Source organism: Caballeronia sp. INDeC2, from assembly GCF_023631325.1.
In the GTDB taxonomy this organism is placed as follows: Bacteria; Pseudomonadota; Gammaproteobacteria; order Burkholderiales; family Burkholderiaceae; genus Caballeronia.
On sequence record NZ_JALQDG010000030.1, the window covers coordinates 122,177 to 148,845 of the forward strand.

Below are 26,669 nucleotides of genomic sequence, written 5' to 3' on the forward strand. Positions count from 1 at the left end.
TGGCGACAACATGGCCTGGAGCGCCGATGAGTGTGTTTCCCGCGTACGACGCGCAGGTTGCCCGCGCAACCGCGGTCGATTCTGCAGCCGTGGCGACCGATGCCAGCGTCGCGCCACCGATCGACGCTTTGCTGCGCGATGCCGCGGCGACGGGCTGCCCGCAGCAGTGGGCGTGGTATCGCGCGGGCGAGCAGTTGCATCTGGAGCGGCGCGGCGATGCACCGCTGCCCGGCGCGCAAGCATGGCCGCACAGCATCGCGGACGAACGTCTCGCCGAATTCTGCGCCGCGCAAGGCTGGCACTGCTGGCCGACCGGCCGCGGCGAAAGCGTGCTCGGCTGGCTGCTTGCCCCCGTCACGCATCGCGACGACGCGCATCTCGCCGAACTCGCGCGCACGCTCGGCGAGCGCGTGCAGGCCGACGCTCTCGCGCGCGCGCAACTCACGCAACGCGTGCTCTATGAAATCGCGTACCTCGCGAGCTCGGTGCCCGAGCGCGCCGATTTTCTGCGCGGCGTGCATGAACGGCTCGGCACGCTCATCGACGCCGAGAACTTTTATCTCGCGCTCTACGATCGCAAGTCGGGCAAGATCACGTATCCGTATTACGTCGATGTGATCGATACCGATGTCGTCGCGGCCGAGAACTACGACATCCTGAATCCGGCGCGCCTGTCGATGACGGGCCAGGTGCTCACGAGCGGGCAACCGCTTTTCATCACCGCCGCGGATATCTGCGCGGCCGAGCGCGCGGGCCGCTTCTATTGCATCGGCGATCGCCCCGAGTTCTGGATGGGCGCACCGCTCAAGAACGCCAGCGACGAAGTGTTCGGCATGCTCGCGATGCAGGTCTACGACGTATCGCGCATCTATACCGCCGAGGACCGCGCGCTCTTTCTCGTCGTCGCACGCCATGTGGCGATGGCGCTCGACCGTATCCTGCACCGCGCCGATCTCGAAGAGCAGGTCGCGCGGCGCACCTCCGAATTGTCGAAGCTCAACGCGGCGCTGCGTCACGGCATCGCGGAGCGCGAGCGATCCGAGCACTTGCAGGCGGCGCTTTATCAGATCGCCGAACTGTCGAGCCGTCCGGGCGACATGATGGAGTTTTTTCGCAGCCTGCATGGCATCGTCGGCGAGCTGCTCTATGCGCGCAATTTTTATATCGCGCTCTTCGAAACGGAAACGGGCGAAGTGTCGTTCCCGTATTACGTCGACGAGATCGTGCAGGAGCGCCCCGCGCCACGACGCGGTCAACGCGGCCTCACCGAATACGTGATAAACGAGCGGCGCCCGCGGCTCATCGATCATTCGGAAGCGCTGCGTCTCATCGAAGAAGGCGCGTTCGAGATCGAGCATCGCGAAGTGCGCCTGCGTTCATGGCTCGGCATTCCGCTCTTCGATGGCGACGTCGTGCGAGGCGTGCTCGCCGTGCAAAGCTATTCGCCGCTCGTGCGCTATTCGCTGCGCGATCAGGAGTTGCTCACCTTCGTGTCGCGTCATATCGACACCGCGCTCTCACGTCGTCGCGATGCCGAAGCGCTGCATGCCGCGAACCTCGAACTCGAAGCACGCGTGCAGGCTCGCACGCGCGAACTCGACGATGTCAACGCGCGCCTTCTCTACGAAAACTCGCACGATTCATTGACGGGCCTGCCCAATCGCAGCCACCTGATGCAGAGGCTGCGCTGCGCATGGCACGACTATCAGACGCGCGGCGACCAGCTTTCGGTGATGTTCATCGACCTCGATCGCTTCAAGGTCGTGAACGACAGTCTCGGTCATCATTTCGGCGACATGCTGCTCGTGCAAGCCGCTGCGCGCCTGCGTGACTGTTTGCGTTCGACCGATCTGCTCGCGCGTCTAGGGGGCGATGAATTCGCCGTGCTGTCGCCGAATGCATACGTACGCGATGCGGTAGCGATCGCGAAGCGCATTCTCGCCGCGTTCGATCTGCCGTTTCATATCGAAGAGCATGTCGTGTTTTCGTCGTGCAGCATCGGCATCGTGAGTGCGGACAGTCAGTTTCATACCGAGCCCGCCGATCTATTGCGCGATGCCGATACCGCGATGTATCGCGTGAAGAACGCTGGCCGCGATAGCTTCGTCGTGTTCAATCAGGAACTGCGACGCGAGGTGTCGGACCAAGTGGAACGCGAAGGCGCGCTGCGCAACGCGATCAAACGCGACGATGAACTGGTGCCCTACTTTCAGCCTATCGTCGATGTGAAGAGCGGTGAAGTCGTCGCACTGGAAGCATTGATTCGCTGGCGTCAGCCCGATGGCCGCCTCGTCGGGCCGGGCGAATTTCTGCCTTCGGTGGAAGGCTTGAGGCTTATCGGCCGGCTCGATCTCTACATGCTCGAGCGCGTCGCCGCCATTCTTTCCAACGCGCATTTCGCGCACTGGCCGCCGGTGCATGTGAACTGCTCGAGCTACAGCATGACGCGCCCGGAATTCGCCGACGACGTGCTCGCGTTATTGCGGCGTTATCGCGTGTCGCCGTCGCGCGTGTGCCTCGAATTGACCGAAGGCGCGCTCGTCGCCGAACCCGCGCTCGCACGCCGCACGATGCAGCGGCTTGCGGACAACGGCATGTCCGTCGTGCTCGATGATTTCGGCGCGGGCTTTTCGTCGCTCAGTTATGTGCACCAGTATCAGTTCACCGGACTGAAGATCGACAAGTCGTTCATTCTCGAACTGACCGAAAGTCCGCGCAGCCGTGCAATCGTGCGCGCGATCGTGCGCATGGCCGAATCGCTCGATCTGACGCTCGTCGCAGAAGGCGTCGAGGACGCGGCCACGCTCGCCGTGCTGCGCGACATGGGCGCCGCGCAAGCGCAAGGCTATTTCTTCGACAAGCCGCTGCCGCTGGACGCGCTCACGCGCGCATCGCTTGCGCCGCGCTCGACGACGGCGAGCGCGGCGCTATGAGCGCATCACGCATCAAGGCATGCCGCCCAGCGACGGCGAGATGATGCTGCCTGGTTCGCCCTTCGGCTCGCCGCTTTCATCGAACGCGGCGCGCGTCGAAACGGGCGCGTGATTCTTCGCGCACGTTTCGACCGTGTCGTTGCCGAGGCATTGCTGAAAGCCGTCGGCGGTGGCCTTCGCGTCGAAGGTATAAATGGTGTCGCCGACCTTGATTTCGGTATCGGACACGCGGTCTGCTGCGATTGTCATGTTGCGCCCTGCCTCTCTTTTCGTTGATCGTGGCCACAGGACAGCATCAAGCGCGCCCGACGACGGGAACGCACGTTGCTGATTCGTAAGCGTTATCGTTGAATCGGAAAGGAGGCTCAAATGGCACAGCATCCCGCGCATTCGCAGTATCATCGGCATCCGGACGAGCCGCCGCCGCAAGAAATCGCACGCGCGCTGAAGGGCGCCGACTATCCGATGGGCAAGCAAAAAATCCTTGCGCTTGCAAAAAGCAATGGAGCGGACGGCGAAGTGATGGCCGTGCTGAACAAGATGACGGACCATACCTTCGACAGCACGGATGCGGTGCTGCGCGAGGCAATGCGTGCGGAGTGATATGTGCGCTTTCCCAAACTATCTGATCATTGGATCCGGGTATTCCCTCATCGCTATAAATAAATTAAATGAACGCCGGTGCAATTTCCAATCGTGTAGTACACGTTATCGCGCTAGGATTAAAGTGCGTCGCTTTGGGATGCGCGAATTTGCACGGCGCCCGCAGCAGTTGAACCGCGCAATGGCCCGGCATCCGTCTGGCCAGTCATGCACAAGGAGGCTCTATGAAGTGGGAAACCCCGAGTTTTACCGACATGCGTTTTGGCTTTGAAATCACGATGTATATCGCCACACGCTAAAGTAAGGCGCAAATGACGAAACGGCCATAAAAATGGCCGTTTTGTTTTTGAGGCGTATCAGTCAGGTCGCTATTTGCGCGGCAACGGTTCGGTATGTTTGTTCGCGGGATCGGGAACAGCCGCGTTGTCGTCATCGAAACCGCCCTTGCCCGCAACCTCGGGCGCACTGCCGGATCCATACGGCACTTCCGCTGTCTGATGCGGGTGCTGATCCAGACGGCGATTCTCCGGTTCTTTCTCCGCCGCATTCGGATTGGGCGCGGAATGCGGTTGCTCGTGACGCTTGTCTTCGGTATCGGTCATCGTCAGCCTCCTTCAGTCAATAGATCGAGGTTAGTTAAGCAACGCGCGTACCACTTCCACGCCCATGTACCAACACTGAAAGTTAGATCGCTTGCGTCGACAGCGCCGAGCCGATAACTTCGTTCGCCACCGCATCCACCGCTTGTTTCACGATGCCGACGATTTCGGCCGCTTCCGCACGCGTCGTGACGAGCGGCGGCGCGAAGCCGAGGATGTCGCCATGCGGCATCGCACGCGCGATCACGCCGCGTTCGAGCGCCGCCGCCGATACCTTCGGACCGACCTTCAGCGCGGCATCGAAGGGCGTACGGGCGTCCTTGTCGGCCATGAATTCGAGCGCCGCGAGCATGCCCACGCCACGCACTTCACCGACGAGCGGATGCGCATCGAATGCGGTGTGCAATTGCTGCTGAAGATAAGCGCCGACATCGGCGGCGTTCTGCGTGAGGTTCTCGCGTTCGAGAATATCCAGATTGGCGATGGCCGCGGCCGCGCAGATCGGATGGCCCGAATAGGTCCAGCCGTGGCCCATCGGACCGAATTCCTGCGAACCCTTGTCGATCACGTCCCACACCTTCTCGCCGACGATCACGCCCGACAGCGGCGCATACGCGCTCGTCAGACCCTTCGCGACGGTGATGAGATCCGGCTTGATGCCGAAGTGCTGCGCACCCATTTTCGAGCCGAGACGGCCGAAGCCGCACACGACTTCGTCGGAAATCAGGAGAATGTCGTGCTTCTTGAGCACATCCTGGATCGCCTCCCAATAGCCTTGCGGCGGCGCGACGATACCGCCCGTGCCCATCACCGGTTCGGCGATGAACGCGGCGATCGTATCCGCGCCTTCCTTCGCGATCAACTTTTCCAACTCTTCCACGCAATACGCAGTGAATTGCGCTTCGCTCATGCCGGCCGGCGCCTTGCGATACCAGTGCGGGCAAACCGTATGCTTCACGCGTTCGATCGGCAGATCGAAGTTCTGATGAAAGCTTGGCAATCCCGTGAGGCTGCCCGTCACGATGCCCGAACCGTGATAACCGCGCTCGCGCGAAATGATCTTCTTCTTGTTCGGACGGCCGAGAACATTGTTGTAATACCAGACGATCTTGATTTGCGTTTCGTTCGCATCCGAGCCCGACATGCCGAAGTACACTTTCTTCATGCCTTCAGGCGACCAGTCGATGATGCGCGATGACAATTCGATGATCGCATCCGTCGAGTGACCGACATACGTGTGGTAATACGCGAGCTTTTTCGCCTGCTCATAGATCGCTTCCGCGACTTCTGTGCGGCCATAACCGATGTTCACGCAATAGAGTCCCGCGAACGCATCGATATAACTTTTGCCCTGATGATCCTGAATGCGGATGCCCTTTGCGCCCGTGACGATCTTGCCGGGCAGCGCGCCGCTCGCATGATCGTGCGCATGCGTGGAGGGATGCATGAAGTGCGCGCGGTCCTCGGCGAACAATTGTTCGAGCGATTGATTCTGCTGGGTCATATGCTTCTCCTTGATTCGATGATGCGTGTCTTTGAGGATAGTTCTTTCAGGCCGCGCTCGTGAGCGGCAGGCCTAGATTGCCGAGGCAAAAGTATTTCGTTTCGACGAAGGGCTCGAAGCCTTCCGCGCCGCCTTCGCGGCCGAGACCCGATGCTTTCATGCCGCCGAATGGAATCGGCGCGCCGGTGAACTTCACACCGTTGACCGACACCATCGCGAAGTCGAGTCGACGCACGAGCTGGAAGATCGAATCGATGCGCGTCGCGCAGACGTATGCGGCGAGGCCGTACTCGGTGTCGTTCGCGCGTGTGACGGCTTCGTCGAGCGTATCGAACGGGGAAATCGCGGAGATCGGCGCGAAGTTCTCTTCGTCGTAGATGCGCATGCCTGGTTTGGCATCGGCGACGACGGTCGGTTCATAAAACCAGCCGCCGAGCGCATGCGCATTGCCGCCCACGGTGATGCGCGCGCCTTGCGCTTTCGCATCTTCGATACGCGCGACGGTCGCATCGAATGCGGCCTGATGCATGAGCGGGCCGACATCGACATCGGCTTCGAATGCCGTTCCCACTTTCAGCGCTTTTACCGCTTCCGTATAGCGTTCGACGAATCGTTCATAGAGCGGACGCGCGACGAGAATGCGATTTGCAGCACAGCAATCCTGACCCGACGTCTGAAACTTCGCGCCCACCGCGACGCGCACGGCGTGTTCCAGGTCCGCATCTTCCGTCACGATGAAAGGCGCATTGCCGCCCAGTTCCAGCGCGAGCTTCTTGATGCCCGCCTGCGCCGCCGTCTTCGCGACGAGACCGCCGACGCGCGTCGAACCCGTGAAGCTCACGGCGCGCACACGCGTATCGCTGACGAGCGTTTCCATCGCCATTTGCGGTTCGCCGATGACGACGTTGAACACGCCCGGCGGAAAGCCGGCTTCTTCGGCGAGTTGCGCAAGCGCGATCGCGGAGAACGGCGTTTCGTGCGCGGGTTTCACGACGGCGGTGCAGCCCGCTGCGATGGCGGCGGCGGCCTTGCGCGTGATCATCGCGACGGGGAAATTCCACGGCGTGATGAGCGCGGCGACGCCGACCGGCTCCATCAACGTGCCGAGATGCGCGCCGTCGATATGCGTGGGAATGGTGCGGCCCGTCAGACGCTTCGCTTCGTTCGCGAACCATTCGATGAAACTTGCTGCATATGCGATTTCGCCTTTGGATTCGGCTATCGGCTTGCCTTGTTCGAGCGACAGAATACCCGCGAGGTCGGACTGATGACGCATGATGAGCTCATGCCAGCGCAAGAGCAGCGCGCTGCGCTTTTGCTGCGGCATCCAGCGCCAGGATTGGAATGCACGGTCGGCGGCGTCGATTGCTTTTTTGATTTGCGATTGCTCGAGCATCGGGACGTGCCCGATAACTTTTTGATCCGCGGGATTGGTCACTGCGATCGACGCTGCGCTGTCGCTATGGACCCAGCGGCCGTCGATATAACAAAGCGATTTGAATAGAACGGGATGACCTAGCAGCATGTTTGTCTCCTTGCTCACAGCGTGTGTTCGCTTGGTTGATTCGATGCTTCTAGTTTATGGGGCGTGTGGGCGAGGGTTTTTTTGTTTTCGCGGGGGAGGGTTGGTGTTTTTTCTGTTTGGGTTTGAGAGCGTTTGCGGATTTTTTGGGTGCTCGGGCTCCCGGGAAACGCGTATTCTTGTCGGTTTATTAGCAACACTACAGAATTCAACAACAACAAAAAACATCACACTACATCATCAGCCCATCCCGGCGGCCCCTCAGCCAAGTCCTTTACAACCTTAGTGACGATATAAGTAAAGTACCTCTCGATCCCCAACTCCTCGACGAGCAGCGAATCGATGAACCGCTGATAGTGATCGATATCCCGCGCCACGACGTGCAGCACATAATCCACTCCACCGCCGGTGGCATAACACTGCACAATTTCGGAAGCAGAGGAAACACGTTCCTCGAACCGCCGCATATCCTGCGCAGTATGACGCGAAAGCGTCACCTCCACGACGATGCGGCTGCCCTTGAACGCAGCCGTCCAATCGATATCCGCCCGATAACCCTTGATAAGCCCACTGTCTTCGAGTTTCTTGACACGCTCCCACGCCGGCGAGATCGACAAATTGACCTCTTCAGCAAGACGCGATTTCGTAATGCGCCCATCCCGCGCAAGAATGCGCAGGATAGCCAGATCGTAGCGGTCGAGCTTGATCAAATCACACGCTCACGGCAATGTTGCGTTCGACGATATCCGCGACCACGGCCACGGTATCGCCCGTTTGCACGAGGCCCGGAAAATGCCGCGCCGCCAGCAACCCGTCACGCTTCGCGCGATATTCCACCGGCGCCGCGCCCGTTCGCGCGATGTCATACACACGAGCGAGAACGTCGCCCGCTTTCACCATATCGCCGAGATCGCGACACATTTCGAGCAGGCCCGCATGTTCGCTCGTCGTGTAGCAGGAGCCATCCGGCATGTCGAGCAGCGTCGTCGTGCGCGCTTGCCCGCGCGTCACGTCCTTCTCAAGGATGCCCGCATACGCAAGAAAGCCGTGCACGCCGCGTTGCGCAACCGCGACGCTCTTTGCGGTCGATGAGCCCCCACCACCCAGTTCCGTCGATACGAACACCTTGCCCGCCTCCTCCGCCGCGCTGTCATAGAGACCGATGCTATCGAGCTCCAGCATGCGCATCGAATACGGCGCGCCGAACGCGCGCATCGCGGCTTCGCAACGCGATTGCTGCGTCCCGTCGTTCAGCACGTGTATCGCCGCGAACGGCAGGAAGTCGAGCGTGCGGCCGCCCGCGTGGATATCGAGCACGTAATCGGCGAGCGGCAACAGATGACGCTGGAAGTAGTCCGCGATCTTCTCCGTCACCGTGCCGTCCGGCTTGCCGGGAAAGCTGCGATTCAGGTTGCCCGCATCGATCGGCGATGTGCGCGAGCCCGCGCGAAACGCGGGATAGTTCATGAACGGCACGATAATCACGCGGCCATTCACGTCGCTCGCCTTGAGTGTCGATGCGAGCTTCGCCAGCGCGATCGGCCCTTCGTATTCGTCGCCGTGATTGCCGCCCGTGAGCAACGCCGTCGGCCCGTCGCCGCGCTTGATTACCGTGACCGGAATCATCACGGCGCCCCACGCCGAATCGTTGCGCGAATACGGCAGCTTCAAGAAGCCGTGCTGTTCTCCATCGGCGTCGAAGTCGACGGTCGGGCTGATCGGTGACGCGCGCATCGTGCTACTCCTTCACGAACAATTTGCGAGGCGTGTTGCAGAAGGTCTCGACGCCGGTGTCCGTAATCAGGATGCTCTCCGTGATTTCGAGGCCCCAGTCGTCGAGCCACAGGCCCGGCATGAAGTGGAACGTCATGCCGGGTTCGAGGACGGTCTTGTCCCCGGGACGCAAACTCATCGTGCGCTCGCCCCAGTCGGGCGGATAGCTCGCGCCGATCGGATAACCGCAACGGCTATCCTTATCGATGCCGAACTTGCGCAGCACGGCGAAGAACGCATTGGCGATGTCCTCGGTCTTGTTGCCCGGCTTCGCCATAGCAAGGCCCGCTTCGATGCCTTCGACAACCGCCTTCTCGCCTTCGATGAAATGCTGCGGCGGCTTGCCGAGATACACCGTGCGCGAGAGCGGGCAGTGATAACGCCTGAAGCATCCGGCGATTTCGAAGAACGTGCCCGCGTTCGCGGTGAAGGCCGAGTCGTCCCATGTGAGGTGCGGCGCGGCGGCGTCGGAACCGGTCGGCAACAGCGGCACGATCGCGGGATAGTCGCCGCCATAGCCATCGGCGCCGGTAATGCCCGCCTCATAGATCTGCGCGACGAGATCGCTCTTCTTCATGCCCGGCACGACCTTGTCGAGAATGCGCGCATGCATCCTCTCGACGATACGCGCCGCGACACGCATGTATTCGATCTCGCGCGGCGACTTCACGGCGCGCTGCCAGTTGACGAGCGCGGTGGCATCGACGAACTTCGCGTCCGGCAGATGTTGCGTCAACGACGCATACGCCTTCGCGCTGAAGTAGTAGTTGTCCATCTCCACGCCGATGCGCTTCTTGTTCCAGCCGCGCGCCGCGATCACTTCGGTCGACAGGTAATCCATCGGATGACGCACCGGCGACTGCACGTAATGATCAGGATACCCTACGATATCGTCGTGCGACATGAACACCGTACGCTTCGCGCCGTTCGCGTCCTGGCCGCGGCCGTACCAGACCGGGTCGCCATCCATCGCGAGCAGCACGCATTGATGCACGTAGAACGACCAGCCGTCGTAGCCGGTGAGCCATGCCATGTTGGTCGGATCGGTCACGATCAGCAGATCGATGCCCGCCTTCTCCATCGCACGCCGCGTCTTCGCGATGCGCGCGTCGTACTCGCCGCGCTCGAACGGCAGACGTACCACGGGCGCCTGCCCCCTCTCTTGCATGAATTCGGACATCGTCCCCTCTATCAAGCGGTCACATCGTTGCGGAAAATGGTTCCTGCCTGGCTCGCCCGCGCACGCTGGACGGCAAGCGTTGCGATCGCGGTGTCCTGTGCGCCGGTGCCGGTCAGATCGCACACGGTGATATCGTCGTCGTTTGCGCGCCCTTGTGCCTTCTGCGCGATGACTTCGCCGAGTTCCGCGAAGGAAGCATCCGCATCGATCACGCCGCTTTCTATCGCGTGATGCAGTTCGCCCAGCACGCGCACTTGCTGCAAGCGGTCGCATACATAACGCGCTTTCGTGAAGACATCGGGTGCGATCTCGTTCTTGTGCTCGGCATCGGAACCCATCGCCGTGATGTGCAGGCCGGGATGCAGATCGCGCGCATGAATCAAGGGCTCTCGGCTCGGCGTCGTCGTGATGGCGATATCCGCATGCTTGAGCGCTTGATGAACGCTGTCGGCCACGTCGCACGGCAAGTCTTCGCAGTCACGCGCGAATCGATGCGCGCTTTCGGCATCGCGCGCCCATACCGTTACATGCTCGACGTCGCGCACGAGACGCAACGCCTTCAATTGCAGACGCGCCTGCTCGCCCGCGCCGATGATCGCTACGCGCTTCGCATCCTTGCGCGCGAGCCAGCGTGACGCGACCGCACCCGCGGCCGCGGTACGCACCGCAGTGAGGTAACCGTTATCGAGCAACACGGCTTCGGTAAGACCCGTGTGCGCCGATAGCACCAGCATCAGCCCGTTCAAGCTCGGCAATCCGAGCGACGGATTGTTGAAGAAGCCCGGGCTGACTTTGATCGCGAAGCTCGAAAAGCGCGGCAAATAAGCGGTTTTTACATCGACTTCGCCCGCGTGCTCGGGAATGTCGAGACGCAGGATGGGCGGCATCGCCACGGCTTCGGTCGCGAGCGATTTGAACGCGGCTTCGACTTGCCCGATCGCGTCGAGGTCGAGCGGCACGAGCTTGCGCAACTGCGCCTGGCCGAGCAGCACGGTGGAGGTATCGATGTTGGACATGGGTTCAGGCCGCTCCGATCAGGCGGCGATGCGTTTCGATATCGATGTTGCTGCCGCTCACGACGATCACGATGGGCCCGTCCTGCGCGGCAATCGCGCCATCGAGCAGCGCCGCGATGCCGACCGCCGCCGCGCCTTCGACGACGAGCCGCTCTTCGCGATACGCATGCACGATGCCGCGCGCGATCGACACTTCATCGAGCAACACGACATCGTCGATGAGATCGCGCGTCATCGCGAACGTGTGCCGATTATCGAGGCCGATGCCGCCGCCGAGCGAATCGGCGAGCGTCTCGAGTTCGTCGACGAAGACCGGCCTGCCCGCCGCGAGACTCGCGTGCATCGCGGCGCCGCGTTGCATCGACACGCCGATCAGCTTCACGCCGGGGCGAATGTTCTTTGCCGCGAACGCGATGCCGCTGAAGAGCCCGCCGCCCGACAACGGCACGACGATGCTCGCCGTATCCGGCAGCGCTTCGAGAATTTCGAGGCCGATGGTGGCCTGTCCCGCGATCACGCGTTCGTCGTCGAAAGGCGGCACGAATGCATAAGCTTCCTCGCGCACGAGACGTTGCGCTTCGATCTGCGCATCGTCCTGACTCTTGCCGACGATGACGACGCGCGCGCCGAGCGCGGCCACCGCATCGACCTTGTTCTTCGGCACGAGGGACGACATGCACACCGCCGCTTCGATGCCGAGCGCGCGCGCCGCGTGCGCGACCGCGCGGCCATGATTGCCCGTGGATGCCGTGACGACACGCGTGCATCCTTGCTCGACGAGTTGCGCGAGCGCATTGGCCGCGCCGCGCAATTTGAAGCTGCCCGTGGGTTGCAGCGTTTCGAGTTTCAGATGGACCGGCACGACTGCGATGCGCGACAGCGACAGCGAAAGAACCAGCGGCGTGACGAGCGCGCGGCCTTCGATGCGCTGGCGGGCGCGGTAGACATCGGCGAGCGTGAGTGCGGACATGGGTGACTGAGTGCCGTGTTCGGGTAACGATGCAACTCAGTCTAATGTCCTAAAAAATCGTTTTCGATTGTCCTAGTTCATTTAGTTGAAGTCGTGCACATGCGGGTATTGCCCGAAGACTTCGCGCATGGTTTCCACGGCCGTGCGGAACGTGCTCTCGCCCACTTCCGCGCCTACGCATAGGCGCACTGCATTGGGCCGGTCCGCGCCGCGCACGAGAAACGGATCGGGCGACGTTACCGCGATATTCCGATTGCGCAGCTCGCGCGTGATGCGTTCCGCTTCCCATTCGTCGGGCACGCGCAGCCACACCGACAGCGCGTTCGGATGACTGCCGAGCACATACTCGCCGAGCACTTCGCGCACGACGCTCTGGCGTGCCGCAAGACGCTCGCGCTGAATCTGCACGAGACGTTGCGCGGTGCCATCCATGATCCAGCGTGCGCTGACTTCCGCAATCGGCGATGTCGCCATCCAGCAACTCACGCGCAACACGCTTTCCGCGCGCAATGCGAGACGCCGCGGCACCGTCATGAAGCCGGTTCGCAAACCGCTCAGCACGCACTTGGTCATGCTCGTGCAGTAGAACGCCAACTCGGGAATCAGGCTCGCGATGGGCGTCTGCGTCTTGGCGGGCAGCGCGCCGTAGACATCGTCCTCGATCACATACACCCCGTAGCGCTCCGCGATGCGCGCAATCGCGCGGCGCCGCGAATCGGGCATCAGCGCGACCGTGGGATTGTTCAGCGTCGGCGTGCAGACGAGCGCACTCACGCGTTCGCTGTCGCAGACCTCCTCGAAGTGCTCGGGGCGTATGCCGTGCTCGTCGATCTCAAGACCCTTGAGCGTAAACCCCAGCACGTTCGCCGAGCCGATCACGCCATGATCCGTGAGGCTTTCGCATAGCACCGTATCGCCGGGCCCGACGATGCTCGCCAGCGCCAGAAAGATGCTATGCGCGACGCCATTGGTGACGAGCAGCGTCTCCACCTTCGCGGGCATGTTGAGCGACGCGAGCCATTCGACGCCCGCCTGACGATGACTGTCGAAGCCCGCAATCGGCCTGAATGCGCGAATCCACGGCTGATCCTCGATGGTCGATAACGTCGCGCAGACCTTGCGCCACATCGCGTCGTGCTCGGGCGTATGCACGATGCGCGCGATGGAAAAATCGACCACCGAACGTTCGGCCGTATCGAGCATGTAGTGGGACATCGTCTCGGTCACGCGCGCGGTCACGAAGCTGCCGCGCCCGACTTCGCAACGAATCAGCCCTTGCCGTTCGAGTTCCTTGTATGCGTTGGTCACGGTCTGCACGCTGATCGCGAGATCCGCCGCGACTTCGCGCTGCGGCGGCAAACGTTCGCCCGATGCGAGCGCGCCGCTTTCTATGTCGGCGGCCATCGCCTTGACGAGCCGCTTGTATTTGGACTGCACACCCTGCACCGTGCGCACGGCGTCGCGCCATCTTTCATTCACGTCTGCTCCTCGCATGCCTGTTCCATGCGCAATAGTGGCGCAAAAGCGCGCGTGAAAATAATTGTCCTAGAGCAATCGGAACAAATATATGGCTTTGTATTCTGCGTCGGTGGCTGCGCTGCGAGCGCGTTAAAAGCCCGGTGGAATAAGGGTTTTCTCTGTGTCTCACGTATTCGCGCCATCGGATTGCCCACTCGACCACGCTTGAAAAACCATCACTACGGGAACGATATGAACACGAAGCGACTGTCTGGAATGCTGGCAGCGGCGTGCGTCGCGGCAGCGAGCCTTGCCGCCTATGCCACGAGCGCGAGCGCGGAAACCACGTTGCAGCGCATTCAGCGCACCGGCGAGGTGCGCATCGGCTATGCAAACGAAACGCCCTTCGCCTACACGACGCCCGATGGCACCGTGACCGGCGAATCGCCCGAGATAGCGAAGAAGGTCTTCGCCAAGCTCGGCGTGAAGAAGGTCGATGCGGTGCTGACCGAATGGGGCGCGCTGATCCCGGGCCTGAAGGCCGGGCGCTTCGACGTGATCGCGGCGGGCATGTACATCACGCCGGAACGCTGCAAGCAAGTGGCCTTCGCCGATCCGCAATACCAGATTCCCGATACGCTGCTGACCATGAAAGGCAATCCGAAGAGCCTGCATAGCTATGCCGATGTCGCAAAGCAACCGGACACGAAACTTGCTGTGATGGCAGGGACGGCCGAACTCGGTTATGCGCGCCAGGCGGGCATCAAGGATGATCAAATCCTGCAGGTTCCCGACACCACGGCGCAATTGCAGGCCGTGCGCGCGCGCCGCGCCGATGCGGCGGTCGGCACTGCATTGACGATGAAGGGTCTCGCCGAAAAAGGCGGCCCGCAGGTCGAAGCTCTGAGCCAGTTCAACGACGATCCGAAGCACACCGGCTACGGCGCGCTCGCGTTTCGCCCCGAAGACGCGGATTTGCGCGACACCGTCAACAAAGAACTGCATCAGTGGCTCGGCACCGACGATCATCTGAAGACGGTCGCCCCCTTCGGCTTCGACAAGTCCAACGTGACGACCAAGAAAGCGCCGGAGTTGTGCGCCGGTTGAGCACGCTTTCATAGCGACGCACAGCATTCATCAATTTGCGAGGAACCGTCATGAGTGACCTCAATGAGCTTCTGCCTTTGATGATGAAGGGCACGCTCGTCACGATCCAGATCGCCGTCATCAGCATTCTGCTCGCGATCGTCATGGCGGGTGTCGCAACGGCGTTGCGCGCCGCGCCCTACCGCGCCGCGCGCTGGGCCGGCAACGTGTATGTCGAGGTGTTTCGCGGCACGTCGTTGCTGGTGCAACTATTCTGGCTCTTCTTCGTGCTACCGCTGCCGCCCTTCGACGTGCAATTGACGCCTTTCACCGTGGCGATCGTCGGTCTGGGGCTGCACTACGGCGCGTATGGCTCGGAGATCCTGCGCGGCGCACTGCGCTCGGTGCCCGGCGGCCAGTATGAAGCGGCGCTGGCGCTGAACATGCCCGCGGCCGCGCGACTGCGCCGCATCGTCTTGCCGCAAGCGATGATCAACGCGCTGCCGCCCGCGACCAACCTGATGATCGAGCTGCTGAAAGGCACGTCGCTCGTCTCGCTGATCACGCTCTCGGACCTCACGTTCCGCGCGCGCCAACTCGACGAAGCGACCTTCAAGACCGCGGAAATCTTCGGGCTCACGCTGCTCATCTACTTCGTGATGGCGCAGGCGATCGTCGCGGTCATGCGTGTGTTCGAGCGGCGCGTGAGCAGTCATGTCGCCGTTCGCCGCACGGTTCCGGGGGCTGCATCATGACATCGCTGGGTCAACTCTTCGATGTGAAATACGCGCTACATATCCTGCCCGAACTGGCGCGCGCGGCGATCTATACGATCGGCATCACGCTCGTCGGGTTCGCGATCGCGCTCGTGCTCGGCCTCGTGCTCGCGATCATGCGGCGCAGCGAATTCGCGCCGCTCGCGAAGACGACTGCGTTCTTCATCGAGTTCATTCGCAGCACGCCGCTGCTGATTCAGGTCTACGTGCTCTTCTATGTCGCGCCGCTCTATGGCTTCACGATGTCCGCGCTGATGGCGGGCACGCTCGGCATCGCCGTGCACTATGCGTGCTATGTGTCCGAGGTGTATCGCGCGGGACTCAACGGCGTCGCGCGCGGACAGTGGGAAGCATCGTGCGCGCTTTCGCTCTCGCCGTGGCGCACGTACACGGGCGTGGTTCTGCCGCAAGCGATACGCCCGGTGATTCCCGCGCTCGGCAACTATCTCGTCGCGATGTTCAAGGACACGCCGGTGCTCTCCGCGATCACCGTCGTCGAACTGATGCAGCAGGCGAAGAACATCGGCTCCGAGACATTCCGCTATCTCGAACCGATCACCATGACCGGGATCTTCTTTCTCATCATCAGCGTGACGTTCGCTTCGGGCGTGCGTCATCTCGAACGGCGCGTGAGGCTGCCATGAACGTGCAGCCTCGCGTATCGACCACTCAGACCCCGCTGGACGGACGGCGCACGGTAATGCAACTCCAGGAGCAGCAGATGAAACGAGATCTCGACCCGGCGCTCGGCGCAGCGGCCGACGCCAGCGCGAATACGCCGATGGTGCGCTTTCGCAATGTCACCAAGCGCTATGGCGCGCTCACCGTGCTCGACGGCCTCGATCTCGACGTCGCGCCGAACGAAAAGGTGGCGATCATCGGGCCGAGCGGCTCGGGCAAGTCAACACTCCTGCGTGTGCTGATGACGCTGGACCCGCTCACCGACGGCGTCATCGACGTGGACGGTCAGCCGCTCACGCACGAGATGCGCGGCGGCAAGCTCGTGCCCGCATCGCCGCGACACGTTCGGCAGGTGCGCAGCAAAATCGGCATGGTGTTTCAGAGCTTCAATCTGTTCCCGCACATGAGCGCGCTCGCGAACGTCATCGAAGCGCCGATGAGCGTGCTCGGCTTGTCGAAGAAGGAAGCGACCGAGCGCGGGCGCGACTTGCTTTCGATGGTCGGCCTCTCGGAAAAGTGCAATCACTATCCGTCGCAGTTGTCGGGCGGACAGCAGCAGCGCGTCGCGATTGCGCGCGCGCTCGCCATGCGCCCGAAGATCATGCTGTTCGACGAAGTGACCTCCGCGCTCGACCCTGAATTGTGCGGCGAAGTGCTCACCGTGATTCGACGGCTCGGCGAAGAGCACAACCTGACGATGCTGATGGTCACGCACCAGATGGGCTTCGCCAAGGACTTCGCCGATCGCGTGTGTTTCTTCTCGCAAGGCAAGATCATCGAGCAGGCGCCGCCGCAGCAGTTCTTCTCCGCGCCGCAACATGAGCGCACGCGGCAGTTTCTGCGCGCGGTGACGGAAGCGCTTTGATCAGGCGTTTTGTCGCGGTCCGATAATTGCTTCGCGCTCTTCGCATGGCCTGATGCTTCAGCCACCGGAGAGTGCGATGTCCCCCACCCTGCATAAAGTCGCGCGCTTTGAGGATCTTTCCATCGAGCGCGGCACACGCGTATGCGTGAAAGGCGACGACGACGCGAAGGAAATCCCGATTCTGCTCGTGCGCGATGGCGACGACGTACGGGCCTATACTGCCCAATGTCCCCACGCGGGCGGCCCGCTCGACGAAGGCGCGATCTGCAACGGGCGTATCGTTTGTCCCTGGCACAAGGGGACATTCGAAGTGCGCGACGGCAGTCTCGTCGAACCACCGCCGCTGAAAGCATTGACGCGTTACGAAGCGACGATCAAGGACGGCGACGTGTACGTGCCCGCGCAGGCAATCGACAGCGGCGACGTGCCGAAGAAGCCGACGAACGCGACCCGGACCATGCTCATCGTCGGCGCGGGCGCGGCGGGCGCGGCTGCGTGCTCGGCGTTGCGCGAAGCGGGCTTCGAAGGCCGCATCGTGCTCGCGGGCGAAGACGGGCGCGAGCCCTACGATCGCACGTCGCTCAGCAAGTTCACGCTTGCAGGCGACATGCCGCCCGACGATGTGCCTCCCCTGCTCGACGACGATTTCTTCGCGAAGCACGATATCGAACGCATCGAATCGCAGGCCGTTCATCTCGATCCGAACGAGAAGCGCGCCGAACTCGCGAACGGACAGACAATCGATTACGAAGCCGCGCTCGTGTGCACCGGCGGCGTTCCGAAGCCGCTCGACATTCCCGGCGCGAATCTCGAACACGTACATCTTTTGCGCACGCGCTATGATGCACGCGCGATCCTCGCATCGCTCGAAGGATGCAAGCACGTGGTGATCGTCGGGGCGAGTTTCATCGGGCTCGAAGTGGCTTCGTGTCTGCGGAAACGCGATATCGACGTGACCGTGGTCGCGCCGGGCAAGGTGCCGTTCGCTAAGCAGTTCGGCGAGCGCATCGGCGAGATGTTCAGGGCGCTGCACGAGAAGCACGGCGTGACGTTCCATATGAATGCGCGCATCAGCGAATTCGCGGGCGAGGATGCGGTCAGCGAAGTGATCCTCGATTCGGGCGGAAAGGTGATAGCCGATGTCGTGATCGCGGGCACGGGTGTCGAGCCGGCGACATCGTTTCTATCGGGCATCGCGCTCGCGGATGATGGAAGCGTCAACGTAGATGCAACCATGCTCGCCGCGCCAGAGTTATATGCCGCCGGCGATATCGCGCACTTTCCCCTGCCGCGCTCGGACCAAAGCGTGCGCATCGAGCATTGGCGCGTTGCGGAGCAGCACGGCCGTGTAGCTGCCTATAACATGGCGGGCAGCGCGCGCGAATATGCCGGCGTGCCCTACTTCTGGACTTATCACTACGAGAAGACCTTCGACTATCTCGGGCATGTCGAGAAGCCGGACAGCATCGAAATAGATGGCGATCTCGACGCGCAACATTTCATCGCCTACCTGTTGAAGGATGGACATGTGGGCGCGATCGTCGCATGCGAACACGACACCGCCGTGTGCCGTCTCGCCGAAGCGATGCGCGAGCCGCTCACGTTGGAAGACGCGCGGCGCATCGCGAACGCGTGAGCGAGCAGACATGGCCACGAAGCAACCCGGCGTCGAACCGGACCAGACGCCCGCATCGCTCGACGAATGCCGCCGCTGCGCGCTATGGGAACATGCGACGCAAGCGGTCCCCGGCAAAGGTCCGCGTCATGCGCCGATCATGATCGTCGGCGAGCAGCCCGGCGATCAGGAAGACTTGCAGGGCAAGCCCTTTGTCGGGCCGGCGGGCGCGATGCTCGATCGCGCGCTCGAAGAAGCCGGCGTCGCGCGCAAGGAGGTGTATGTGACGAATGCCGTGAAGCATTTCAAGTGGGAGCCGCGCGGCAAGCGTCGCCTGCACAAGACACCCGCGCAACGCGAGATCGAAGCATGTCATTACTGGCTCGATAAGGAGACGGGCGATGTCGCGCCGAAGGTGATCGTCGCGCTCGGCTCGACCGCGCTCAAGTCCGTGCTGCGCGATTCGAAAGCGACCCTGCAGGCGTCGATGGGACATGCGATCGAGCACGAAGGCCATGCGATCGTTGCGACGTATCACCCTTCGTTCGCGTTGCGCGCGCCCGACCCCGAAACACGCGAGCGCGCCTACAAGGCGATCGTCGATGCGTTACGCGAGGCGCATCGGCTCGTCGCGCATCATCGGAAAGAGCGTTGAGGTAAGACTATGGCTACGAGCAAGACGGCATCGAAGAAAACGACCAGCAGCGGCAAGCGGCCCAGCACGCGGCAACGGCATTCGCTTGCGAGCGCGCGCAAGAAACCGGCGCGCTCGACGCATCGCTGGTCGCATCATGTAATGGAAACGAGCGATGCAATGGATATCCAGCGCGATATCTTCAAGACCGGCAATGCGCAGGAAATCGCCGATTCGCTCAAGCGTTCATCGACACGCAGCGCGCGACGCAAAGGTTCGCCGTTTCAGTCGGCCATGTCGATGCTCAACTTCTATATCAATCGCGCGGGACGCAATCTGCCGAAGTCGCGCAAGAGCACGCTGGAACGCGCGAAGAAACGTCTGCGCGAAGCGTTCGGACGCAAGCCTTGAAAAAAATCGCACGCGGCCTCGTAGAAACGAAGCCGCGCGCATTGCTTCCTGCCACTTCTCCAGAACGATCAAGGTTGACGCTGGCCGCCCTGATGCTGCGGCAAGGGCTGGTTCTGCTGCCGCTGACCGGACTGCTGATCCTGCTGCGGCTGCCCCGGGGACTTCTCCTGCTGGCCGTGTTGCCGGTGCGATGGATTCGATTGATTCGGCGTTGACGGCTGATTGCCCATTTGCTTTTGATTTCCGCTCATGAAACCCTCCTGGCTGTGTCATCGCATGTCGAAGTGATGACGTTGCAGTGGTGAAAGCCGCGGCTCACGCCGCATGAACTTGCGAGCATCATGCGTACCAGAAGGGACACGCGCATGCGCTTAAGTACTGCGGTGCCATGAACGCCGCTCGCGTGAAAAGACTGCCAGACGAATGCACGCCTTGCAAGCTCGCGAGGAACGTCGCTTGCTCTCTTTGTAAGAGAAGCGAATCCCGTTCACGACAAGGAGACAGCAATGGCCCAGGAACCCCCTCTCAATCCCGGCGATGAAGCCGATCCCGGCGCGCCGGGGACGGGCGAAGATCTTTGTCCGGACTGCAACGGCTCCGGCAAGCTCGATGGCGCCGATTGCAAGACTTGCGGCGGCACGGGCAAAGTCACACAAGGCATCGGCGGGGGCTGACTCGTCAGGAGCGCACGTTTGAAAATGCAAACAAAGCGGCTTACGAAAGCGATTGCGCTCGCATTGATGCTCGCGAGCGGCGCGGCCATCGCCGATGATTACGCGCAAGGCTTCGGCCCCGATCCAACGCTGCCCGCGCCGCGCAGATCGCTGCTGCCCACGGTCAACATAGCGCCTGCGAAACCGTGGGCGCAAGGACAGAAGCCGACAGCGGCCGCGGGCTTCGACGTGACCGCGTTCGCCGCGGGTCTCGAACATCCGCGCTGGGTCGCGGCGCTGCCTAACGGCGATGTGCTCGTCGCGGAAAGCAACGCGCCCGCGAAGCACGATGAAAACGCCGGCATCAAGGGCGCCGTGATGAAGAAAGTTCAGAAGCGCGCGGGCGCCGGCGTGGAAAGCCCGGACCGCATCGTGCTGCTGCGCGACGCCGACGGCGATGGCGTCGCCGAAACGCGCACCGTGTTCATCGACAAGCTGCATTCTCCGTTCGGCATGGCGCTCGTCGGCGACGACCTCTACGTCGCGGATACGGATGCGATCCTGCGCTTCAAGTACGAAGACGGCGCGACGCAAATCTCGACGCCCGGCGAGAAGTTCATCGATCTGCCCGCTGGCGACATCAATCATCATTGGACGAAGAACGTCATCGCGAGCCGCGACGGCAAGAAGCTCTATGTGACGGTCGGTTCGAACAGCAACGCGGCGGAGAACGGCATCGACGCCGAAAACGGCCGCGCGGCGATCATGGAAGTGGATATCGAATCCAAACAAGCGCGCCTGTTCGCGACGGGTTTGCGCAATCCGAACGGCATGTCGTGGCAGCCGCAAAGCGGCGCGCTATGGACAGTGGTGAACGAGCGCGACGAACTCGGCGACGAACTCGTGCCGGACTATCTGACATCGGTGAAAGACGGCGCGTTCTACGGCTGGCCCTATAGCTATTTCGGCCAGCATGTCGATGACCGCGTGAAGCCGCAGCGCGCGGATCTATTGCAATCGGCGATCGTGCCCGACTATGCGCTCGGTGCGCACACGGCTTCGCTCGGACTCACGTTTTACGACGGCAACGCGTTCCCGGAGCGCTATCGCAATGGCGCGTTCATCGGTCAGCATGGTTCGTGGAATCGCAAGCCGAAGAGCGGCTACAAGGTCATCTTCGTGCCGTTCGACAACGGCAAGCCTTCGGGTCCGCCCGAGGATATCCTGACGGGCTTTCTATCGCCGGACGGACATGCGCTCGGGCGGCCCGTCGGCGTCGCGGTGGACGGCAAAGGCGCGTTGCTCGTCGCCGACGACGTCGGCAATACGATATGGCGGGTCGCGCCCGCCGCCGCAAAGTAAATGGCCGCGAAGAAGCCGAATCGCAATCCAAAGAGCCTGTTCGCACTCGCGGAACGGCAGCTCGTCGGGCTCTACGATGCGGGCGTGATGTCGCCCGCGGTATTGCATCATGTCGTCGCGGCTTATGCGGATAGCGGCATCGACTGGAACGAGGATACGGCGCTGAAAACCGTCGATGGCCATTCCGTATACGAGGCCGTCGTGCTCGTGATGATGCCGGGACGCGCGCTGAAGAATGCACGTAAGGACTTCATGTCGGTCGTCGCGCATCTCGCGGGCGGCGAATCTTCGGCAAACGACGAAGAAGAAACGCAAGCCGAAGACGATGAAGACCTGCTGAGCCAACTGGGCGGCAATACGAGGTCGAAGACGGCAAAGAAGACCGCCGAAGCAGCGGAGCCGAAGCGCGCGGCCTTCAACCCGCTCGTCGGCGCGCGCGCCGTGCCGGGGCACGACAAGCGCTGAGCGCGTTCAGTGCGGCACGCCCGGCGCAATCAGATCGAGTAGATCGTCCATGTCGAAAGGCTTCGCGAGGATCGGCACGCCGAGATGCTTCGCGCGTTCCAGTTCGTCGGCATAGCCTGTCATCAGCACGAGCTTTTGCGCAGGAAGACGCTTGATGATCTGCTCGGCCAGATCGATGCCGTTCATGCGGCCCGGCATCTGCACGTCCGACAAGACGAGATCGAAGCTATAGCCTTCGCCCAATAGCGCGAACGCGGCATCCGCGCTTTCCTCGTGATGCACCGCGCAGCCGAACACTTCGAGCACGGCCGTCACGCCCGCTGCGACATCGGCGTTGTCTTCCACGAGAAGCACGGACGTGCCGCGCAGCGGTTGCTCGGCGTCGTCGGTCGCGGGCACGATCGGCGGCTCCGTGACATCGGGCGTGCAGGCTTTCGATGTCTCCGGCATCGGCCCATGACGACGCGGCAGATAGAGCCGCACCGTCGTGCCCGAACCCGCCACGCTCGTGATGCGCGCCGTGCCGCCCGCCTGCTCGCACGCGGCGAGCACTTGCGTCAGGCCAAGACCGGTACCCGCGCCGCGCTGCTTCGTCGTAAAGAGCGGTTCGAACGCGCGCCGCTGGACCTGCTCGGTCATGCCCTCGCCGTTATCGGTGATCGAGACGAGCACGTATTCGCCATCGGGAATATCCGTTTCGGCGCCGCGCACGCGCGCGTTCTGACAGCGGATCAGCACGCGCCCGCCATGCGGCATCGCATCGCTCGCGTTCACCGCGACATTCACGAGCGCGAGCTCCAGCTCGACCGGATCGGCCGTCACGTTCCACAAATCGGGCGATAGCTCCAGCGTCACCGTGACGGACGGATGCACCGATTTCTTCACGAGATCGAGCACGCTTCTCAGCCAGTTGGCCGGATCGATCAGTTCTTGCCTGAGCGGCTGCTTGCGCGCGACGCTCATGAGCCGCCGAGCGAGCGATTGCGCGCCGGCCGTTGCGCGTTCCACCGCGAGCACTTCGCTCTCGACATCGTTGAAGCGCTTGCGCCGTGCAAGTTCCATGTTCGCGCCGACCACCATCAGCAGATTGTTGAAGTCGTGCGCGACGTTGGCGACGAGATTGCCGAGCGCGCTCATGCGCCGCAGTTGGCGGCTCGATGCCTCGATGGAAAGGCGCGTCGCGACTTCGACCTGCCATCGCTCCCAGGCGGCCTGTTCGGCGTCGAGCCGGCGAATCGAGAACGCGATCAGCAGCCACACCGCGATGCACGGCACGAGCGCGATCGCCGCGACGAGCGCGAGATTGTCGCGCCAGCGCTTCTCGACGACCGACGTCGCATAACCCGCGGATACATAGAGCGGCGAATCGCCCACGCGCCTGAAGGCGAGCAGCCGATCGACGTGATCGATGCTCGAACGCATGCGCATGCCGCCGTACAGTTCGTTGTTGCGAAACGCGCTTGTAAATGGCGTGTTCGTTGCAGGCTGCGTGCTGTTCGCACCCTCCGGAAAGCGCGCGAGAATGTTGCCGTCCCGCCGATACAGCCCGATGACGAGCGCGCGATCGCCCGCCGCGAGTTCGCGATAAAAGTCGTTGAAATAGTCGCGCTTCAACGCGATCGACACGACGCCCAAGAACTGTCCGTTGCGTCCGATGCGGCCCATCGTCGTCGTGAACACATCGGAACTCGCGACCTTGCCGCGCAACGGCAGCGAGAAGTACGTCACGGGCGCGACGGCACGCGCCGACTGAAAGTCGTCGCGCTCGGCAATCGACACGGAAGGCGCCGGATACCAGCGGCTATTCGCGAGCAGCGCGCCTTTTTCGCCGAACACGGAAATCGCGGCGATCTGCGCGAGCGTGCCGCTCATGTCGTCGAGCGTGCGGTGCAGCCCTTCCTCGCGTTGCTTGACGAGCGCGTCGTCGCTGTCGCCGAGCAGATCGACGATGCGCGTCTCCAGTTGCTGGTTCAGATCGATGACCTTCAGCGCATGCTCGTTGGCGACGCGCGTGAGACGCTCGATCAATTCCTGCGCATCCGCGAAGCGTCGCTGGTGATCGTAGTAGCCGTAAATAAAAAGGGACGCGAGCGGAATCACGATCGACGCCCCCAGCACGAGCAGCAGCATCTTTCGCATCGACGCGAAATTGCGCACGGGCAACGGCAGATCGAATGTCGCGGTCTCTGTGGAGTCCAAGCGTTGCGCCTCCGAGGAAATCGACGGGTATATCGTACCCGGCGCGCGCTCGAAGCGATATGACGAATGAAAACCGGGCCGTCATTCAGCGCAGCGCGTACCTTCGCCAGTCGTCGTCGGGCGTGACGGGCAGCGCGCGCTTGTGATGCGTCGCATCGTAGAAGCGGTAAATGGTCGTATAGACCTCGTCGGTGACCTGCTTGCCTTCCAGAAAATCGTCGATGTCTTCGTAGCTGATACCGTAGCTGTCTTCATCGGGCTTCATGGGCGTGAGGGTTTCGAGGTCGGCGGTCGGCACCTTGCGCGAGACGTCGACGCTCGCGCCGAGCGCTTCGGCGAGCGCGCGCACGCGGCGCTTGTTCAGGCCGTAGAGCGGCAGCACGTCCGCGCCGCCGTCGCCGAACTTGGTGAAGAAGCCCATCAGCGATTCGGCCGCGTGATCCGTGCCGATCACGACGCCCGAGTGCGCGGCGGCCACCGCGTATTGCGCGATCATCCGCTGGCGCGCCTTGATGTTGCCGAGCACGAAATCCTCGTGCCGCTCGTCGCGATACACGAGGCCCGATGACGCGAGCGATTCGCGCATCGCGTCGGCGGCGGGCTTCACGTTGACGGTGAGCGTTTCGTCCGGCTGGATGAACGCGAGCGCGCGTTGCGCATCGGCTTCGTCGCGCTGCTCGCCGTAGGGAAGACGCATCGCGATGAAACGCGCATCGACGTGACGGGCTCGCAGGCGTTCCACCGCGAGTTGCGCGAGGCGGCCCGCCGTCGACGAATCCACGCCGCCGCTGATGCCGAGCACGTAAGTGCTGAGCTTCTGCGCCTCGAGATAGTCGGCGAGGAACGCGATGCGGCGTTCGCGTTCGGCGTCGAGATCGAAAACTTGCGCGACCTTCAGTTCTTCGATGATGCCGCGCTGACGAGATGTGTGATCGTTCGACATCGTATGTGCTCGCGTGGGCTGTGAACCTCATAACGCTATAGCAAAGCGCGCGCCTTTGCGTCACCCCGCCATTTCGCGATCCGGCGTCGCCGAGATGCGATGGATCGCGAGATCGGCGCCATTGAATTCTTCCTCGCGATCGAGCCGCAAGCCGACCGTCGCCTTGATCGCGCCGTACACCGCCGCGCCGCCCGCGAGCGCGAGAGCCACCGCACCCACCGTGCCGATAACCTGCGACCACATCGACACGCCGCCGATGCCGCCGAAGATCTTCTGCCCGAAGATGCCCGCCGCGATGCCGCCCCACGCGCCGCACATGCCGTGCAGCGGCCACACGCCGAGCACGTCGTCGATGCGCCAGCGGTTCTGCACGCACGTGAACATCTGCACGAAGAGCACGCCCGCGACCGCGCCGGCGATCAGCGCGCCGAGCGGATGCATGAGGTCCGAGCCCGCGCACACCGCGACGAGACCCGCGAGCGGGCCGTTGTAGGTGAAGCCCGGATCGTTGCGGCCCGCGAACCACGCGGCGAGCGTTCCGCCGACCATCGCCATCAGCGAATTGACCGCGACGAGGCCGCTGATCTTGTCGATCGTCTGCGCGCTCATCACGTTGAAGCCGAACCAGCCGACCGCCAGCACCCAAGCGCCCAGCGCGAGAAACGGAATGCTCGAAGGCGGATGCGCGGCAATGCGTCCATCCTTGTGATAGCGCCCGTGGCGCGGCCCGAGCAGCAGCACCGCCGGCAACGCGACCCAGCCGCCGAACGCGTGCACGACGACCGAGCCGGCGAAGTCATGAAACGGCGCGCCGAACGCCTGCGTCAGCCAGCCCTGAATGCCGAAGCGCTCGTTCCACGCCACGCCTTCGAGCAACGGATAGACGAAGCCGACGATCACGCACGTCGCGAATAGTTGCGGATTGAACTTCGAGCGCTCGGCGATGCCGCCCGACACGATCGCCGGAATCGCGGCCGCGAAGGTCAGCAGGAAGAAGAAGCGCACGAGCGCGTAGCCGTTGTGTTCGGCGAGAACATCGGCGCTGTGCATGAACTGGACGCCGTACGCGATGTTGTAGCCGATGAAGAAGTACGCGAGCGTCGATACCGCGAAGTCGACGAGGATCTTCACGAGCGCATTCACCTGATTCTCGCGACGCACGGTACCGAGTTCGAGGAACGCGAAGCCCGCGTGCATTGCAAGCACCATTGCGGCGCCCAGCAGCAGAAAGAGAGTGTTGGTTCCGGCTTGGAGTGCCTGCATGCGTCGAGCGATCGGATTTTGAAGGAGGCGCACGTTTTGCAAGTTTCGGGCCAAGTTGGCGCAAGCGGCATCGAAACGGTGCGCGGACGTGAATCGGCACGGCAGAGCATGGTGCAACGCGCGCCTCGAAAGGTCGCTGCTTCGCCCGATCTTGGTGC

Annotated in this window: 27 protein-coding genes; 13 read left to right on the forward strand and 14 right to left on the reverse strand. The window is 62.6% G+C overall.

The genetic code is table 11. From position 1 onward, the window contains the following. The first annotated feature begins 26 nt into the window (after window positions 1-26). Window positions 27-2,933: a sensor domain-containing phosphodiesterase gene (locus NCS28_RS19035; RefSeq protein WP_250515315.1), complete on the forward strand. Its 2,907-nt coding sequence runs from the start codon at window positions 27-29 to the stop codon at window positions 2,931-2,933. A 12-nt stretch (window positions 2,934-2,945) separates the two neighbouring features. Here NCS28_RS19035 and NCS28_RS19040 read toward each other — a convergent pair whose 3' ends face one another. Then, on the reverse strand, window positions 2,946-3,182 hold the full coding sequence (locus NCS28_RS19040) for a hypothetical protein (RefSeq protein WP_250515316.1): 237 nt from the start codon (window positions 3,180-3,182) through the stop codon (window positions 2,946-2,948). Window positions 3,183-3,302: 120 nt separating this feature from the next. Between NCS28_RS19040 and NCS28_RS19045 the strand changes: the two genes are divergently transcribed. Continuing rightward, on the forward strand, window positions 3,303-3,536 hold the full coding sequence (locus NCS28_RS19045) for a DUF2795 domain-containing protein (protein WP_250515317.1): 234 nt from the start codon (window positions 3,303-3,305) through the stop codon (window positions 3,534-3,536). A gap of 224 nt (window positions 3,537-3,760) precedes the next feature. Beyond that, on the forward strand, window positions 3,761-3,835 hold the full coding sequence (gene pqqA, locus NCS28_RS19050; RefSeq protein WP_008353049.1) for a pyrroloquinoline quinone precursor peptide PqqA: 75 nt from the start codon (window positions 3,761-3,763) through the stop codon (window positions 3,833-3,835). Window positions 3,836-3,904: 69 nt separating this feature from the next. Here the strand turns inward: pqqA and NCS28_RS19055 are convergent, their stop codons facing one another. The 9 genes from NCS28_RS19055 to ehuR all read right to left on the reverse strand — a co-directional run bounded on the left by NCS28_RS19055 (window position 3,905) and on the right by ehuR (window position 13,579). Next, window positions 3,905-4,138 (reverse strand): hypothetical protein, encoded by a 234-nt coding sequence (locus NCS28_RS19055; RefSeq protein WP_250515318.1) that lies wholly within the window; start codon window positions 4,136-4,138, stop codon window positions 3,905-3,907. An 82-nt stretch (window positions 4,139-4,220) separates the two neighbouring features. Further along, the gene (locus NCS28_RS19060; protein ID WP_250515319.1) at window positions 4,221-5,639 is read right to left on the reverse strand and encodes an aspartate aminotransferase family protein; all 1,419 of its coding nucleotides are present in this window, start codon (window positions 5,637-5,639) and stop codon (window positions 4,221-4,223) included. Window positions 5,640-5,685: 46 nt separating this feature from the next. Next, window positions 5,686-7,164 carry an NAD-dependent succinate-semialdehyde dehydrogenase gene (locus NCS28_RS19065; protein ID WP_250515320.1) on the reverse strand — a complete coding sequence of 493 codons (1,479 nt, stop codon included), beginning with the start codon at window positions 7,162-7,164 and terminating at the stop codon, window positions 5,686-5,688. A 224-nt stretch (window positions 7,165-7,388) separates the two neighbouring features. Then, entirely contained in the window at window positions 7,389-7,868 is a 480-nt protein-coding gene (locus tag NCS28_RS19070) for an Lrp/AsnC family transcriptional regulator (RefSeq protein ID WP_250515538.1), read from the reverse strand. A 4-nt stretch (window positions 7,869-7,872) separates the two neighbouring features. Then, window positions 7,873-8,895 (reverse strand): N(2)-acetyl-L-2,4-diaminobutanoate deacetylase DoeB, encoded by a 1,023-nt coding sequence (doeB, locus tag NCS28_RS19075; RefSeq protein ID WP_250515321.1) that lies wholly within the window; start codon window positions 8,893-8,895, stop codon window positions 7,873-7,875. 4 nt (window positions 8,896-8,899) lie between these two features. Beyond that, window positions 8,900-10,114 (reverse strand): ectoine hydrolase DoeA, encoded by a 1,215-nt coding sequence (doeA, locus tag NCS28_RS19080; RefSeq protein WP_250515322.1) that lies wholly within the window; start codon window positions 10,112-10,114, stop codon window positions 8,900-8,902. Between the two features lie 11 nt (window positions 10,115-10,125). Further along, window positions 10,126-11,130, reverse strand: a complete 1,005-nt coding sequence (locus tag NCS28_RS19085; RefSeq protein ID WP_250515323.1) for a cyclodeaminase — start codon at window positions 11,128-11,130, stop codon at window positions 10,126-10,128. Window positions 11,131-11,134: 4 nt separating this feature from the next. Then, entirely contained in the window at window positions 11,135-12,100 is a 966-nt protein-coding gene (gene eutB / locus NCS28_RS19090) for a hydroxyectoine utilization dehydratase EutB (protein ID WP_250515324.1), read from the reverse strand. 81 nt (window positions 12,101-12,181) lie between these two features. Beyond that, window positions 12,182-13,579 carry a MocR-like ectoine utilization transcription factor EhuR gene (ehuR, locus tag NCS28_RS19095; RefSeq protein ID WP_502801213.1) on the reverse strand — a complete coding sequence of 466 codons (1,398 nt, stop codon included), beginning with the start codon at window positions 13,577-13,579 and terminating at the stop codon, window positions 12,182-12,184. A gap of 231 nt (window positions 13,580-13,810) precedes the next feature. On the opposite strand from ehuR, the gene ehuB reads away from it, so the two are divergent. The 7 genes from ehuB to NCS28_RS19130 all read left to right on the forward strand — a co-directional run bounded on the left by ehuB (window position 13,811) and on the right by NCS28_RS19130 (window position 19,626). Then, window positions 13,811-14,665 (forward strand): ectoine/hydroxyectoine ABC transporter substrate-binding protein EhuB, encoded by an 855-nt coding sequence (gene ehuB / locus NCS28_RS19100; protein ID WP_250515326.1) that lies wholly within the window; start codon window positions 13,811-13,813, stop codon window positions 14,663-14,665. A gap of 50 nt (window positions 14,666-14,715) precedes the next feature. After that, window positions 14,716-15,399, forward strand: coding sequence for an ectoine/hydroxyectoine ABC transporter permease subunit EhuC (ehuC, locus tag NCS28_RS19105; protein ID WP_250515327.1), 684 nt, complete (start codon window positions 14,716-14,718; stop codon window positions 15,397-15,399). After that, window positions 15,396-16,064 (forward strand): ectoine/hydroxyectoine ABC transporter permease subunit EhuD, encoded by a 669-nt coding sequence (gene ehuD / locus NCS28_RS19110; protein ID WP_502801214.1) that lies wholly within the window; start codon window positions 15,396-15,398, stop codon window positions 16,062-16,064. Before ehuC ends, ehuD begins: the two co-directional genes overlap by 4 nt. 77 nt (window positions 16,065-16,141) lie before the next feature. Then, window positions 16,142-16,966 (forward strand): ectoine/hydroxyectoine ABC transporter ATP-binding protein EhuA, encoded by an 825-nt coding sequence (gene ehuA, locus NCS28_RS19115; RefSeq protein WP_284505154.1) that lies wholly within the window; start codon window positions 16,142-16,144, stop codon window positions 16,964-16,966. Between the two features lie 76 nt (window positions 16,967-17,042). Then, on the forward strand, window positions 17,043-18,602 hold the full coding sequence (locus NCS28_RS19120; RefSeq protein WP_250515328.1) for an FAD-dependent oxidoreductase: 1,560 nt from the start codon (window positions 17,043-17,045) through the stop codon (window positions 18,600-18,602). Window positions 18,603-18,612: 10 nt separating this feature from the next. Further along, window positions 18,613-19,236, forward strand: coding sequence for a UdgX family uracil-DNA binding protein (locus NCS28_RS19125; protein ID WP_250515329.1), 624 nt, complete (start codon window positions 18,613-18,615; stop codon window positions 19,234-19,236). Window positions 19,237-19,245: 9 nt separating this feature from the next. Continuing rightward, window positions 19,246-19,626 (forward strand): DUF3175 domain-containing protein, encoded by a 381-nt coding sequence (locus NCS28_RS19130; RefSeq protein ID WP_250515330.1) that lies wholly within the window; start codon window positions 19,246-19,248, stop codon window positions 19,624-19,626. Between the two features lie 68 nt (window positions 19,627-19,694). Here the strand turns inward: NCS28_RS19130 and NCS28_RS19135 are convergent, their stop codons facing one another. Continuing rightward, window positions 19,695-19,877, reverse strand: a complete 183-nt coding sequence (locus NCS28_RS19135; protein WP_250515331.1) for a hypothetical protein — start codon at window positions 19,875-19,877, stop codon at window positions 19,695-19,697. A 255-nt stretch (window positions 19,878-20,132) separates the two neighbouring features. Here NCS28_RS19135 and NCS28_RS19140 point away from each other — a divergent pair, with 255 nt between their 5' ends. The 3 genes from NCS28_RS19140 to NCS28_RS19150 all read left to right on the forward strand — a co-directional run bounded on the left by NCS28_RS19140 (window position 20,133) and on the right by NCS28_RS19150 (window position 22,106). Beyond that, window positions 20,133-20,300: a hypothetical protein gene (locus tag NCS28_RS19140; RefSeq protein ID WP_250515332.1), complete on the forward strand. Its 168-nt coding sequence runs from the start codon at window positions 20,133-20,135 to the stop codon at window positions 20,298-20,300. 66 nt (window positions 20,301-20,366) lie between these two features. Continuing rightward, window positions 20,367-21,641 carry a PQQ-dependent sugar dehydrogenase gene (locus NCS28_RS19145; RefSeq protein ID WP_250515541.1) on the forward strand — a complete coding sequence of 425 codons (1,275 nt, stop codon included), beginning with the start codon at window positions 20,367-20,369 and terminating at the stop codon, window positions 21,639-21,641. Further along, window positions 21,642-22,106, forward strand: coding sequence for a hypothetical protein (locus tag NCS28_RS19150; protein ID WP_250515333.1), 465 nt, complete (start codon window positions 21,642-21,644; stop codon window positions 22,104-22,106). 6 nt (window positions 22,107-22,112) lie between these two features. On the opposite strand, the gene NCS28_RS19155 is transcribed toward NCS28_RS19150, so the two are convergent. From NCS28_RS19155 to NCS28_RS19165, 3 genes are all read right to left on the reverse strand, one after another. Then, the gene (locus tag NCS28_RS19155; RefSeq protein ID WP_502801215.1) at window positions 22,113-24,305 is read right to left on the reverse strand and encodes a hybrid sensor histidine kinase/response regulator family protein; all 2,193 of its coding nucleotides are present in this window, start codon (window positions 24,303-24,305) and stop codon (window positions 22,113-22,115) included. Window positions 24,306-24,390: 85 nt separating this feature from the next. Continuing rightward, window positions 24,391-25,248, reverse strand: coding sequence for an NAD(+) synthase (gene nadE / locus NCS28_RS19160; RefSeq protein WP_250515334.1), 858 nt, complete (start codon window positions 25,246-25,248; stop codon window positions 24,391-24,393). A 60-nt stretch (window positions 25,249-25,308) separates the two neighbouring features. Continuing rightward, on the reverse strand, window positions 25,309-26,511 hold the full coding sequence (locus NCS28_RS19165) for an ammonium transporter (protein ID WP_250515335.1): 1,203 nt from the start codon (window positions 26,509-26,511) through the stop codon (window positions 25,309-25,311). Window positions 26,512-26,669: the final 158 nt, after the last annotated feature.